Genomic DNA, 13,914 nt, shown 5'->3' with positions numbered 1-13,914 from the left:
AGAGAGCAAATCCATGTCTAAATTACTTCGCAGTTTATGTATTCTGTCCTTATTTTATATTTTGAAGCTGAAAATGAATAAAAGTCCTATCAGAATAATCTGTAGGACCTTTATCCAGCTATAAGTAATATTAAAGATTACTCATCTTTTTCATCATTCACCTGTTCCATATGAACACCTACGACATGGACGTTAATTTCTTTAATTTGAATGGCGGTCATATTTTCGATTGCCTGCCTTACATTCAATTGTATTTTCTCAGCAACAACTGGAACTGAGTGACCATAATCCACGACAATGTATACATCTACGGACACAGTATCTTCGATCAAATCTACTTTAATTCCTTTACCATGTGCTTTTTTCCCTAATCGTTCTGCTACTCCCGTCGCAAAATTCCCTCTCATACTTGAGACACCAGATACTTCAGTAGTAGCAATACCAGCAATCACTTCTAGTACATCAGGTGCAATTTCTACTTTTCCTAAAGGAGTAGATTCACTAACGTTAAGTAATTGGTTTTCAGCCATGATAAACACCCCTTTTTGACTAAAATTAGTCTTGCTCTTCTTCCATTATACTATACTTTTCTAAAAATCTTGTATTAAAATCGCCATCAACAAATACAGGGTGTACCATCATTTTTCGATGGAATGGAATCGTAGTATAAACACCTTCTACTACAAATTCATCGAGTGCTCGTTTCATCCGATCAACAGCTTCTTTTCTTGTCTTGCCATAAATAATTAATTTCGCAATCATCGAATCGTAATATGGCGGGATTTGATAGCCTGGATATGCCGCTGAATCGACTCTAACTCCTAAGCCTCCAGGTGGTAAATACATTTCGATTTTACCTGCTGATGGCATAAAATCTTGTTCGGGATTTTCCGCATTAATACGGCATTCTATTGCCCATCCGTTAAATGTAATATCTTCTTGTTTATAGTTTAGTGTTTCATTATTAGCGATATGGAGTTGTTCTTTGATCAAATCCACGCCTGTAACCATTTCAGTAACAGGGTGTTCTACTTGTATACGAGTATTCATTTCCATAAAGTAAAACTTGTTTTCTTTTTGATCAAAAATGAATTCAATTGTTCCTGCACCAGAATATTGAACGGCTTTCGCAGCTTTTACTGCTGCTTCTCCCATTTTCTTTCGCATATCTTCATCAATTGCTGGTGATGGTGTTTCTTCAATTAATTTTTGTAACCTTCTTTGAATAGAACAATCACGTTCCCCAAGATGTATTACATTGCCATGATTATCTGCTAGAACTTGAATTTCGACATGACGAAAATCCTCGATGTATTTTTCTAAGTACACACCTGGGTTTCCGAACGCTTTTTCTGCTTCATTCTGGGTTACACGGATACCTTTTAGCAACTCTTCCTCAGTACGGGCTACACGAATACCTTTACCACCACCACCGGCAGTGGCTTTAATAATAACAGGAAATCCGATTCCATTTGCCACCTTAAGTCCTTCTTCTTCGTCCTTGATGATACCATTTGACCCCGGAACGACTGGAACACCAGCTTCTCTCATCGTTTCTCTTGCTACATCTTTTGTACCCATTTTTTGGATCGCATAGGCACTAGGGCCAACGAAAGTTATATTACATGCATCACAGATCTCTGCAAAATCTGCGTTCTCTGATAAGAATCCGTAACCAGGATGGATCGCATCCGTATCTGTTAATGTTGCAACACTCATAATATTAGTAAAGTTTAAATAACTGTCTGTACTTAATTTCGGTCCGATACAATATGCTTCATCCGCTAATTGTACATGCAATGCATCACTATCAGCTTCTGAATATACTGCCACCGTTTCTATGCCCATTTCCTTCGCAGAGCGAATAATTCTGACTGCTATTTCTCCACGGTTAGCAATTAACAGTTTCTTAATCACAATGTCATCCCCTTATGCCTTCTTAATTCGGAATAATGGTTGGCCGTATTCCACTAATTCACCATTTTCAGCTAATATTTCAGTTATTGTTCCATTTACATCTGCTTCGATTTCATTAAATAATTTCATCGCTTCTACGATACATACAATGGAATCCTCATTTACTTGATCTCCAACCTGCACATATACAGGTTTATCTGGTGATGGTGAACTATAGAAAGTACCTACCATAGGTGAGACAATTTCATGATCATAATCCGCTTTTGGTTGTGGTTCTTCTTTTGTTTCTGTTGCTTCTGTTGTTACTTCTGGTTTTGTAGTTGTTTCTACTTTTGGTTGTGGTACTGTTTCTTGCGGTTGTACGACAGGTTGCGATACTACTTGTGTTTTGGAATCACCTGTATTTTTCTTCAGTTTAATCTTGGCACCACTAGCTTCATAAGAGAATTCTTCAATAGTTGATTGATCTAATTTTTCAATTAATTGATTGATTTCTTGTATGGTTAACATGTTTGCACCCCTTCATCTTTTGTTACAATTAATAACAGGTACTAATAACTCCTTCTAACATTTTACGCAATAGATATGAAAACTGCAACCCATTGTTTTAATTATGACGAAACATCACAGTTAATTCAAATGAACTCCAAATAAAAATGCCCTCGAGAGTTCTCAAGGACAAGTTAACGCATATTTAAACGGAAGACAACGGTTTTAGCTTGACTTATAATTGACTTCAATTTTTATTTCACCAAATTCATCTTTTGCTTGTTGAATGATTTGATTTGCTTCTGTCGCTGAGAGACTGTCTGCTTGAACGGATATGACGAGATTATTGTCTGATACATTGCGAACCAGAACCTCTTCATAACCATTTGACTTTAGTTCTTCTTCTAAAATGTTTTCTTTTGTATTTAGCGTATCTATTTCTTTCATCGCTTCATAAGCTTCATTTTTCTCATCCGAACTACTGTCACTTGAAGCAACAATTTCTTCCAGCCTCTCTCTTTCTGCACTTCTTTGATTGGTAATTTCTATGCGGGTTGCTGTAAAATAGTCGTTAGTGTTAATCGATGATGTATTTAAATCATCCATTTCCGTTTCTTCTTCAGCGGCATCTTCTTCCATACTCGCTTCCTCTGTCTCTTCTAAATTTGAATCATTCATTAATTGATCTAGATTGGATGATGATGTCGTTTGATCTTGTTGCTCATCCGCATCGAAATATGCTAAATCTCCTTCAGTTGGTGCATTTAAATAATACACACTTAATACAATCATTAAACTTAACATCGTTAACAACCAAACAGTTTGCTTTTTTAACATCGTTTCCCCTCCTAATAAATCTATGTGTTTTTCGGCATAACCGATACTCGGTGTGCCGGTACATCCAATACTTTGGACACGGCTTCTAACACCCATTTTTTAACATCTAGGTTGTCCACACCATCTGCAACTACCAGTACACCTCTGACTTCTGGTTTTTTAGTTTGGACTAATAATGGTTTTTCTTGTTCCCCTTGACGAATGATGACAACGGTTTGTTCTCTTGTTTCATCATCAACTTTTCTTGTACCACCATTTTGATCTGATTCATTTGTTATTTGTGAACCAATAACTAAGTTTTTCTCGTATACTCGTTCATTAGTTGCGTCTAAATTAACCATTACTTCAACTTCAGAAACACCTGTTATTTTCTCCAGTAATTGAACTAAATCACTTTCATACGCTGCCTCTAAATCTACTATTTTGGAAGTTGCATCAGATGTATTGGATTGATTCCATGTTTCACTTTTTTCATCTTCTGATGATGATTCCATCATTCTTGGAGGATCAGTTAATTCATTATCTGGTTGGTCTGAGCTGAATAAATTACTAATTAACAATATAAAAACTGCTATTAACACCAGCAAAGCAATATATTGCATCTTTGTAGGTTTTTTGTCTTTCATTTTTAGATTTGATAAAAACTTTTCCATCCATTTAGGCACCTTATTCCTCCTTCCATCTGATATGAATTATCTCTTCCTCTACTCCCCACTGATCAGCTAAGAAATCTTTTATTTCATTTGCATCATTTGGAGGAGATTCAGAAGTTTGAGGTAATGAGTCACCAATTTGTATATGCACCTCTTCAACTTTAGCAGAATCATCATCCGTCGCGACAAGCTGTACATTTATACGCTCTAGTTCATTTTCTTCAGAAGTTGGATGACTAGCCCAATCTACTTCCATGTCCTCAATTTGATAATTGTACGTCTCTTGTAACTCCTCCTCTACTATATTTTCCATTTGGACAACCATCTCTTCTAATACATATGCAGCTTGTATCTGTTCTATTTCACTTTTCTGTTGATTCATTCCATTTTCTATTTCGGATTCAACAGATGAATCGCTATTTGTCGGAATTATTTGATCCACCATTTGGTGAACATTCACATTAAAAACAGACAACAATGGTTGCAAAATAATTAAAATAAGTAATAATCCAACTACTAATTTCACATATTGTTTTAATGTTGAACTGGGAAGAATAAGATCAACGATCATTGCTAGAATCATATAAATGATTATTTGTAATATCCAATTTGATAGGTACTCAATGATTCTCCCCTCCTATCTCACCATCATCGTTAAATTACTGGATATAATAAGAATGACTATCGTGAAGAAAAACATAAAGGTAACTAATAATAGTGCAGCAAATAAGTAAAGAATATGTTTGCCGATAATATCCAAGCATTCTATGACTGGTCCATCACCAACAGGTTGTAAAATAGCTGTCGCCACTTTATACATTAAAGAGATGGTAAAAATTTTAATCGCAGGGAACAATACGATTCCAATTAATATGACTACACCAATCATTCCAATGCCATTCTTAATCAAAATGGTGGCACTTAACACGGTATCAGTAGCATCTGTGAAAATTCTTCCAATTACTGGAATGAAATTACCGGTTACAAACTTAGCTGTTTTCATCGCAATACCATCTTGAATTGCGCTAGCAGCTCCTTGTACGGATATAACCCCAAGAAAAACGGTCAGTAAAATTCCCATCAAGCTAATAGCTATATTTTTGATTAGATTTGCTAATTTAGTTGCTTTATACTCGGTACTGATCGTACTAACAATCTGAAGAATAGCTGAGATTAATATTAACGGTATAACAACTTTGGAAATGACAAATACACTTGTATGAATGAGAAAAATGATGATAGGATGAAAAAACGAAATTGTAACAAGATGTCCAAGAGATGCTAATATACCTAGTAACATTGGCAATAAAGCTATTAAAAAACTTTGCGCCATATCCACTGTATCAAGCACATAATTCGTTGCGAGCTGGAAACTGTGTAATGCCATAATAATCAGCATCGTATAAACAATCGCATAGGCAACTTTACTAACGACTTGCCTTTCGAATGCGTTTTGTATGGTCTGTAAAACTAAACAAAACAATGTTAACAGTATTAACGTCCCCAGTAATTTACCATTCTCCACAATCTCATAAAAGAAGAATCGGAGAAACCCTTTCAACCATTCCTTAATCGAGAGGTTTCCGTCTCCTTTTACCATGGACCATAAATTTTCTTTATTAAGCTCTGGAAGTGCATCGTTATATTGATCCCCTAAATAATCCCAATATCCTTCTAGTTCGCTCCCTTCAATCATCTGTTGGTAAGCATCTGTTTGGTCGGTTACATCTGCTGCAAGTTGCATTGGAATAAGAAAGAAGAAAAGTGCGATAATGATAGCAAATTTTCTAGTAAAGTTCATGTATATCCTTCCTAACTATGTGATCGGAAAAATATTTATTATCGTTTCAATTAAAGATTTAAATATCGGAATAGCTAAAATGAGGATAAACACTTTTCCTATCATTTCTATCTTGACAGCAATCGATTCTAAACCAGCATCTTTGACGATGTTTGCTCCAATCTCTGTAATATAAGATATCCCTATAATTTGAAGTATGGTTTTAATATAGATTTCATTAATATTTGCCTGTTCACCCAAATAAGTAATGAGTTGAAGAATTTCTTGTACATATTGAATAACAAAGATGAAAAAATAGAGAACGGTTAAAACAATTACAAGAAACGCAATACTGGGCTGCTTGTCCTTTAATAATAAAAATAGTACGGATGCTATAATTCCTACACTGATTACTTCAAAGATTTCCATACACCATTATCCTTTTAGAAAAAATACGGCTCTTATCTGCTGAAATAGATCCGAAATACTGTTAAGCACAAACAACAGAACAATGATAAACCCAACCAAGCTTACAAATTGAGCATATTCCTCTTTCCCCATTTGCTTTAATATAGTATGAATCATCGCAACGATAATTCCGATGCCTGCAATCTGAAATAAAACACTTGTATCTCCAATCACGTGATATCTCCTCTCTATAGCAAGAGTAAAACGATAAATGTACCAACCAGAAAGCCAATACTTCTTGACATTTTTCCATAGCGATGATTCTTTTCTTCAGCCTCTGTCAGTTTTCTTTCTAAATGGTTTATAGTTAAGCGAATATATTTTTGTTGTTGAATAATATCATGCTGTCCCAACGTTCTGCCAAATTGTTGAAGAATTTCTTTATCTTCTAATTGAATCGGATGTTTCTGATAAAATTTATCCACGTGACTTTCCCATATTGGATAAAGCTGCTCTTTATCTTCTTGGATATCCGCCGCAATCTGCTGAAAGAGAGCAGAAATTGGGTTTGGTATCTGATTTGCGACAGAAGTTAAAGATTCTTTAATAGTTGCCTGACTATAGACTATTTCTGCCTCTAGAATTTGCAAGGCATTTTTGAACATTCGGATGAATCTCGGTCGATTAGCAAGGTTTTTAGCATATTCATGCCCAGCCCAAGTTAAAGATCCTATGATGAAGAAACACGCCAGAAGCCTGATCATAATATCACGCTTCTTTGATAAAGAGGTTGTCCTTTATCATTCAAAATTTCTGTTACTTCTCCTGCTTGATGCTGATTCGACAAGATAACAAATCGTTGAAATATGTTTTTTTGTAATATCTTTTGAATCGTTGGTCGCTCGCTAATATCAGCTAATGACCTGCCATGAACGGTACAAACTATTTGTACACCTGCATGAATCACTTCATCAATCGCTTCGGCATCCCGTTCACTTCCAATTTCATCAACAATAATGACATCGGGAGACATGGAACGAACAAACATCATCATTCCTTCTGCCTTTGGACAGCGATCTAATACATCAATTCTAGGTGCTAATAAATGCTGTGGGACACCATTTATGGAAGCACAAATTTCAGAACGTTCATCGACAATAGCTGTTTTAAGTTCAAGCTTTGAACTGGCACTTGCGCAATAATTAGCAAGATCTCTTAAAAATGTTGTTTTACCTGATTGTGGTGGACCTATGATTAGTGTATTTTGGATGGTATCTGTCATAAGGTAATGTAAATAAGGTTGAATAATACCAAATTGAGGTTTGGCAATCCTTATGTTGAAGGAACTAACATGATGTATCGCCTTCACTTGTTTATTTTCTAAAATGACAGAACCTGAAATACCTATTCGGTGACCACCTTGAATGGTGATAAATCCATGCCTTAACTCCTCTTCAAGTCGATATAAAGAAAAGTCACTAATTTTGTTTAGAAACATTTTTGCATCCGACTGGCTAAAAAATGTCTGTTTTAACCATGTTGCTCGCCTGCCATCATTTAACTCAACTGGTTGATTTACTCTTAGTCTAATCTCCTGTATATCTATATCTTCCTTTACCAGAAAAAAGTCAATTTGTTCAGAGATATGGCTCGGAAGTATTTTCAAAACACTCTCCATAAACATTGCCTCTTTTCCATAAGCTATTTCTATAAACATTCTATGCGAGTCTCTAATAGATATAACCAAAGATAGATAAGAGAATATGAAAAACTTGACCAATCACCAAATTCTTAAAACAAAAACCTTTGTTTTGTACCTGATTCATATAAAAAGAGTCGGACAACTAGCCGCGACTCCAATTCTTTCATATGTCGTATTAGTAGATACAAACTGCGAAGTAATGTGGTAATTAGATGTGCGAGTCACCTAAGAGATAATTTTGAAAAATATCGTGATGATAACTACCACTCCGGCTGCCCACTTCCCTTTCCGTGGGGTTTGCCCTTCAGCTAACTTTTTCGAGCAAAAACTACTCGAAAAAGTGGATCTTCAGGTCAAACAGGTCCCACAGGAGTGAAAGTGGGCGGCCTTCGTTAGATATGCTCCACAACACTTATCCGAAATCAACCAATCGATTTCTCCACCATATATAGCATAGGGTGCGACTATGCCAAAGTGGCATTTACAGCCGATTAGCACTGTAACAAAACAGAAAAGTTTTTCCATGAGTTCATTTCTTTCTATAATCGGAGAACAAAAATAGCGGAGGCAGAATACGTAGACTCCTGTGGGACAGCGAGAGCTGAAGATCCACTTTGCAAAATGGTTTTCTTTGCAAAGTTAGCTGAAGCCGAGCCCACGGAAAGCGCAGTATTCTGCCGGAGCGTATAGCAGCACTCATCAAAATGCAGTACGGGAAGAGAGTGAATCCATGTCTAAGTTACTTCGCAGTTTATGGATTTTGTGCTTGACTGTTTATAAAAGAAAAAAACTACTAAGTGAAGGTCACTTAGTAGTTTTTCTTCTTTCTATTCTAATATTATGCACGGGAGACGTATTTGCCGTCTGCTGTGGAGATTACTAGTACATCTCCTTCATTAACGAAGAAAGGTACTTGAACGGTTAAACCTGTTTCTAATGTTGCTGGCTTGGTTCCGCCGCTTGCTGTATCCCCTTTTATTCCAGGCTCTGTTTCTGTTACGGTAAGCTCAACGTTATTAGGTAAGTCTACACCGATAGTTTCCCCTTCGTATGTTAAAATGTTAACTTCCATGTTTTCTTTAATAAATTGCAGTTCGCGTTCAATCTGATTTGCTTGTAATTCTGTTTGTTCAAACGAGTTGGTATCCATAAAAGTATGAGTATCACCAGAACCATATAAATATTGCATTTTTCTATTTTCGATGTGGGCTCTATTTACTTTCTCTCCACCTCGGAATGTCTTTTCCTGAATATTACCATTTCGGAGGTTACGTAATTTGGAACGCACAAATGCAGCACCTTTACCAGGTTTTACATGTTGGAATTCCATTACTTGCCAAATACCTCCATCTACCTCAATGGTTAGTCCTGTTCTAAAATCATTTACTGAAATCATCAAATTCCTCCTCAAAAATGTTTACGATACTGATAAGCGAATTAAGTCTTTCGGTGAATGCGTTAGCCGTTCATTGCCATCTTCCGTAATTACAATGTCATCTTCTATGCGGCATCCCCCAACATTAGGTACATAGATTCCCGGTTCAACTGTTACCACCATGCCTGGTTCAAGCACTGCATCTGAACGGAACGACAAACCTGGCATTTCATGTACATCTAATCCAAGTCCATGACCTGTTGAGTGACCAAAGTATTTACCATAGCCTTTTTGATCAATATGATCTCTAGTTAAGGCATCAGCTTGTTTGGCAGTTATTCCCGCTTTTATTCCTTCTACACCTTTTAACTGTGCTTCAAGAACTGTTTGATAGATCGTCTCTAATTCATCTGATATATTCCCAACGGCTAGTGTTCTGGTAATATCGGAAGCGTATCCTTTATACATGGCACCAAAGTCCAATGTTACTAATTCACCAGACTGAATTTCTTTTGCCGATGCTACACCATGCGGCAATGCAGATCGATAACCGGAGGCAACGATAATATCAAAGCTAGATGATGTTGCACCTTGCTTTCTCATAAAGAACTCTAATTCATTAGAGATATCGAGCTCTTTTACTCCCGGTTTTATGTATTTTAAAATATGGTCAAACGCATCATCGGCAATTTTACAAGCATCTTTTATTATATTAAGCTCATCTTGATCTTTAATCAAGCGTAATTTCTCAATTAACCCATTGGAAGGAATCAAGTTTGCTTTGATTGCTTCATTATATTTTTCATATGAACCATATGTCAGGTCATCTTTTTCAAAACCAACCGTTTGGATTTGTAATGACTCTACTAATTCCGCAATAGTGTCTTGAATTGGTCCTTTATGTTCTTTAATATCAAATCCTTTTACCTGTTCACTGGCTTGCTCCATGTAACGGAAATCAGTAACAAAGATTGCATCACTACTAGTTACTAGCGCTACGCCAGAAGTACCTGTAAAACCAGTAATATATCGTCTATTAATCGGACTAGTTATTAATAATCCATCGATATTTTCTTGCTTTATTACATTTTTTAATTTCTCAAGTCGCTTCATCCCTAACTCCCTTTCTATCAATTATTTTCTAAGAAATACATTGCTGCTAATTGATACCCTTTAGTACCTAAGCCAACAATTTGACCACTACAGACAGGAGCTAACATAGAAGTATGACGGAATGACTCTCGCTTATGTACATTTGATATGTGTACTTCAATAACTGGAACAGTAATGGAACTAATAGCATCTCTTAGCGCAATGCTAGTATGTGTATATGCCCCTGGATTAAATATAATGCCATGATATTTTCCTTCTGCCTCATGTATCCAGTCAATTAATTCACCTTCATGATTGGATTGCTTGGCATCTAATTGAACTTGATAAGGTTCTATTACATCTCGCACTTTATTCTCAATATCCTGTAATGTTTCATTGCCATATAGATCAGGTTCTCGTTTTCCTAAACGATTTAAGTTCGGTCCATTTAATAAAAGTAACTTCCCCATTTCCTTCACTCCATCTCCGCAAGCTTTCTTCACCATCTTAACATAGATGGTTAATTATTTTCACCTATATGTTGTTGATAAGCAAAAGAAATAGAATATGCGATAAATACACTATATAATATGAATAAACAAACAGTAGTCACCACTGTATCACTATCTAACTCAAAAAACGGTGGTATATTTGTAAAAATCGGTTCTAACAACCAAAAAACAATAAACCACAAAACAATTCCAGCCAATATGCCTGGTAACATACCTGGAAACTTTTTCAATAAAACATAATATAATAATGCTAATCCTATGGATATTAGACTGATAATCAATATGGAAATAAATTGGCCTAACCATTGATCTGACCATGCTGACTGTAACCAAGGTCGTAAAATTAAACTCTTCGGAGTTACTTCTGTAAAGTTAAAGTAACCTGCAATGGCTGCAATTGTCCCCCAGATAAGCCCACCAAAAAACCCGATACTAATGGTTTTGGGAATTAAAGAAGTTTTTTCTTGTTTTTTTTCTTTAAGATAGACACGTCTCAAAATAATCACCTCAAAAAATAGGCTAACCAAAATCAACTTTTTCATGCTAATTGTACTTAAGATCTAGTTATTTTGCTATTTTTCTAATACAATAAAAATAAAGCGCTTTAATACCGCTGTTTCAAGTAATTAAAATTTTTTTGTATAAAATCCAACAAATAACGGGTATAACTATAGAAAGGACTTAAAATCGTGTATACTTTTATATAAAGGAGGAAGCTTAAATGAATCGAAACATAGGTTCTATCGTTGTTTATGCATTGATCGGTTTAGCTGTGTTCGGTTTTATCTCTTTTTTAATTACTGACACAATCGGTTTACTTAAATTCCTATTTATATCCTTGTTAATCGGTGCAGCCATTTTTGGTTTAGTGTACTTCTTCTTTCTAAGAAGACGAACACCAAATGAACTTAGAAAATATCGAAAAGCTGTGAAACAATCGAAACAAAAATATAAATACCAGCATCAAAATAAGCACACGCAACCTAGTCCAATCAAACAAAATATCACAACAAAGAAAACAATTCGACCATTAAAAACTAGAAAAAATCACACTCACTTAAGAGTCATTGAAGGAAATAAGCAAAAGAAAAAGAACAGAGCGTCGTTATAATGCGCTCTGTTCTTTTTCTATAGAGACCACTTAGATAAAAATTTGATGGTCCTTTGATACCCTAATTCCATTAATTCCTGCTTTTTTTCTAATGATATATTAAATTCAGTAGCATTCACATCATCAATTGGAAAAAACAAAATATCTTTCGCTACATTTTCCGAAATGTATCTCGTGTCATATGCTTTTCTCATCGTACCTATAACCGCCTTTAACATATCCACAGCATTTTTAATTTTATTATTGTAATAATATTGCGCAGGATCTGTTAATTGTAAACCTAGAATCGGGCGATCACGTTTTCCATTTCCTTGATCGAATAACCATAATGGGAAATTACTTAAAATCATGCCATCAACAATAATACTTTTTTGTCTTGTGAGGGGATTGATAATTTTAGAAGGTCGAAAAAAATATGGTATGGAGATACTGCTACGAACAGCTTTGGCGATGGGAAAATAATCAGCATCAATATGGTAATTTTTCTTCAGATCATCTGGAAAGACTACCACACGATTTAAAGTTAAATCTGCTGCAACAATCTTCAATTTATCTGAGGGAATATCTGAGAAAGATGTCAAACCTTTTTCCATCAGTTTTTCATTCAACCAATCTTCAAAATAATTTCCTCGATATAAGCCCATGGTGTTATATAATGTTAGCCATTTTAAAAAAGGAAACATGCTACTCCATTTCGATTGATCAAGGAAATTTTCAAGTGGCAAATGCAAAAAAATTTCTTTCATTTCTTTTGCTGTATAACCAGCAGCTATAAACGTAGCAAATAGGGCTCCAGCAGATGTACCAGCTACTCTTTCAAATTGTATGTTTTTTTCATCGAATGCCTGGATCGCCCCTAAAAATGCAAAGGCTTTAACACCCCCACCTGAGAAAACACCATCAATTTTCATGATATCACCCTATCTAACCGGTATCACATTATATATATACATTTGTACCAGTAGATAGAACTTGATAATCTAGTCCTTTTTTGACTGAAATTCCCTTAATTCTTTTGCTCGTTTAGGATTTTCTAAAAATTGTACTACATTACCAATGCGATCAATTGAATTCCAGCTCAAGTGATGCTCAATTCCTTCAACGTCGGTATAAATATTTTCTTCATCAACACCGATAATTCTAAGGAATTTTTCCAACAATTCATGACGATATACTAATCTTTCCCCTACTTTTTTACCCTTTGAGGTTAAGATCAGCCCTTGGTATTTTTCATAATTCAAATAGTCATCCCGGTCTAGCTTTTGTACCATTTTCGTCACAGATGACGGCTGCACTTGTAAAGCCTCAGCTATCGCAGATACTCTTGCATATCCTTTTGTTTCCATTAGTATATAAATCTGTTCTATGTAATCTTCCATTGTCGGTGTAGGCATATACATCCTCCATTACTATATATATTATGTAAATAAAAGCATACAATAGAATGACAGGTGAGACAAGACATCTTTCATAAAATCCTTAAGTTCAAAATTTTTTTCTTTATTTCACACTATTAAATGGTATAATCCTTTTTAGAGGATTTAATAGAAGAACATTGGGGGATTCAAAAAATGACAGAATTATACATTCTTATCGGTATACTAATTGCCTTTATTTTATTTACCGTATACCGCTATTTTAAACAAAAAAAGATACTAAAAGCCCTAACGGAAAATGAATTTCGTGAAGGTTATCGTAAAGCTCAACTTATAGATGTGAGAGAACCGAAGGAATATGATGGTGGGCACATTCTTGGTGCCAGAAACATACCATTAACGCAATTAAAACAGCGTTTAACTGAGCTGAGAAAAGACAAACCTGTTTATTTATATTGCCAAAATGGTTCACGCTCCATGAGAGCTGCATTAATTCTTGATAAGCAAGGATATAAAGATCTCTATCAGTTACAAGGCGGATACAAAAAATGGACAGGTAAAATTAAGAAAACAAAAAAAATAGATTATTAAGCATAAGTCGAGTGCTCACACTCGGCTTTTTAATATTCATATTACCCCCCCTCTCCATACCAAACAGTATA

General features: G+C 35.3%; 19 protein-coding genes. 2 read left to right on the top strand and 17 right to left on the bottom strand.

Features of this window, described 5'->3' with window-relative positions:
- Positions 1-137: 137 nt before the first annotated feature.
- From GH715_RS16545 to GH715_RS16475, 15 genes are all read right to left on the bottom strand, one after another.
- On the bottom strand, positions 138-530 hold the full coding sequence (locus GH715_RS16545) for an Asp23/Gls24 family envelope stress response protein (RefSeq protein WP_153835870.1): 393 nt from the start codon (positions 528-530) through the stop codon (positions 138-140).
- A gap of 25 nt (positions 531-555) precedes the next feature.
- A complete protein-coding gene (gene accC / locus GH715_RS16540) occupies positions 556-1,917 on the bottom strand; it encodes an acetyl-CoA carboxylase biotin carboxylase subunit (RefSeq protein ID WP_163578724.1) in 1,362 nt (453 codons plus the stop codon).
- 12 nt (positions 1,918-1,929) lie between these two features.
- On the bottom strand, positions 1,930-2,427 hold the full coding sequence (gene accB / locus GH715_RS16535) for an acetyl-CoA carboxylase biotin carboxyl carrier protein (protein WP_153835871.1): 498 nt from the start codon (positions 2,425-2,427) through the stop codon (positions 1,930-1,932).
- Positions 2,428-2,631: 204 nt separating this feature from the next.
- Positions 2,632-3,243, bottom strand: a complete 612-nt coding sequence (locus tag GH715_RS16530) for a SpoIIIAH-like family protein (protein ID WP_153835872.1) — start codon at positions 3,241-3,243, stop codon at positions 2,632-2,634.
- A 20-nt stretch (positions 3,244-3,263) separates the two neighbouring features.
- Positions 3,264-3,908: a stage III sporulation protein AG gene (spoIIIAG, locus tag GH715_RS16525; protein WP_163578723.1), complete on the bottom strand. Its 645-nt coding sequence runs from the start codon at positions 3,906-3,908 to the stop codon at positions 3,264-3,266.
- Position 3,909: 1 nt separating this feature from the next.
- On the bottom strand, positions 3,910-4,521 hold the full coding sequence (gene spoIIIAF, locus GH715_RS16520; protein WP_276208125.1) for a stage III sporulation protein AF: 612 nt from the start codon (positions 4,519-4,521) through the stop codon (positions 3,910-3,912).
- Positions 4,522-4,533: 12 nt separating this feature from the next.
- The gene (gene spoIIIAE / locus GH715_RS16515) at positions 4,534-5,697 is read right to left on the bottom strand and encodes a stage III sporulation protein AE (RefSeq protein ID WP_153835874.1); all 1,164 of its coding nucleotides are present in this window, start codon (positions 5,695-5,697) and stop codon (positions 4,534-4,536) included.
- Positions 5,698-5,712: 15 nt separating this feature from the next.
- The gene (gene spoIIIAD / locus GH715_RS16510) at positions 5,713-6,105 is read right to left on the bottom strand and encodes a stage III sporulation protein AD (protein ID WP_018934529.1); all 393 of its coding nucleotides are present in this window, start codon (positions 6,103-6,105) and stop codon (positions 5,713-5,715) included.
- A gap of 6 nt (positions 6,106-6,111) precedes the next feature.
- A complete protein-coding gene (gene spoIIIAC, locus GH715_RS16505) occupies positions 6,112-6,318 on the bottom strand; it encodes a stage III sporulation protein AC (protein ID WP_018934528.1) in 207 nt (68 codons plus the stop codon).
- 14 nt (positions 6,319-6,332) lie between these two features.
- A complete protein-coding gene (gene spoIIIAB, locus GH715_RS16500) occupies positions 6,333-6,848 on the bottom strand; it encodes a stage III sporulation protein SpoIIIAB (protein ID WP_153835875.1) in 516 nt (171 codons plus the stop codon).
- Entirely contained in the window at positions 6,845-7,762 is a 918-nt protein-coding gene (spoIIIAA, locus tag GH715_RS16495) for a stage III sporulation protein AA (protein ID WP_153835876.1), read from the bottom strand. Before spoIIIAA ends, spoIIIAB begins: the two co-directional genes overlap by 4 nt.
- 862 nt (positions 7,763-8,624) lie before the next feature.
- Positions 8,625-9,182 (bottom strand): elongation factor P, encoded by a 558-nt coding sequence (efp, locus tag GH715_RS16490; protein WP_018934525.1) that lies wholly within the window; start codon positions 9,180-9,182, stop codon positions 8,625-8,627.
- 21 nt (positions 9,183-9,203) lie between these two features.
- The gene (locus GH715_RS16485) at positions 9,204-10,274 is read right to left on the bottom strand and encodes a M24 family metallopeptidase (RefSeq protein ID WP_153835877.1); all 1,071 of its coding nucleotides are present in this window, start codon (positions 10,272-10,274) and stop codon (positions 9,204-9,206) included.
- Between the two features lie 17 nt (positions 10,275-10,291).
- Entirely contained in the window at positions 10,292-10,723 is a 432-nt protein-coding gene (aroQ, locus tag GH715_RS16480; protein WP_153835878.1) for a type II 3-dehydroquinate dehydratase, read from the bottom strand.
- Positions 10,724-10,773: 50 nt separating this feature from the next.
- Positions 10,774-11,307 (bottom strand): YqhR family membrane protein, encoded by a 534-nt coding sequence (locus tag GH715_RS16475; protein ID WP_240469406.1) that lies wholly within the window; start codon positions 11,305-11,307, stop codon positions 10,774-10,776.
- A gap of 179 nt (positions 11,308-11,486) precedes the next feature.
- Here GH715_RS16475 and GH715_RS16470 point away from each other — a divergent pair, with 179 nt between their 5' ends.
- Complete coding sequence (locus tag GH715_RS16470; protein WP_153835880.1) at positions 11,487-11,876, top strand: SA1362 family protein; 390 nt, start codon at positions 11,487-11,489, stop codon at positions 11,874-11,876.
- 17 nt (positions 11,877-11,893) lie between these two features.
- Here the strand turns inward: GH715_RS16470 and GH715_RS16465 are convergent, their stop codons facing one another.
- The gene (locus GH715_RS16465; protein WP_153835881.1) at positions 11,894-12,787 is read right to left on the bottom strand and encodes a patatin-like phospholipase family protein; all 894 of its coding nucleotides are present in this window, start codon (positions 12,785-12,787) and stop codon (positions 11,894-11,896) included.
- A gap of 69 nt (positions 12,788-12,856) precedes the next feature.
- Positions 12,857-13,270, bottom strand: coding sequence for a transcriptional regulator MntR (mntR, locus tag GH715_RS16460; RefSeq protein ID WP_018934519.1), 414 nt, complete (start codon positions 13,268-13,270; stop codon positions 12,857-12,859).
- Between the two features lie 177 nt (positions 13,271-13,447).
- Here mntR and GH715_RS16455 point away from each other — a divergent pair, with 177 nt between their 5' ends.
- Positions 13,448-13,843, top strand: coding sequence for a rhodanese-like domain-containing protein (locus tag GH715_RS16455; protein WP_153835882.1), 396 nt, complete (start codon positions 13,448-13,450; stop codon positions 13,841-13,843).
- Positions 13,844-13,914 lie beyond the last annotated feature (71 nt).

The sequence above is a fragment of the Gracilibacillus thailandensis genome, assembly GCF_010994055.1.
In the GTDB taxonomy this organism is placed as follows: Bacteria; Bacillota; Bacilli; order Bacillales; family Amphibacillaceae; genus Gracilibacillus; species Gracilibacillus lacisalsi.
This window is presented reverse-complemented; position numbering and strand designations above follow the sequence as displayed.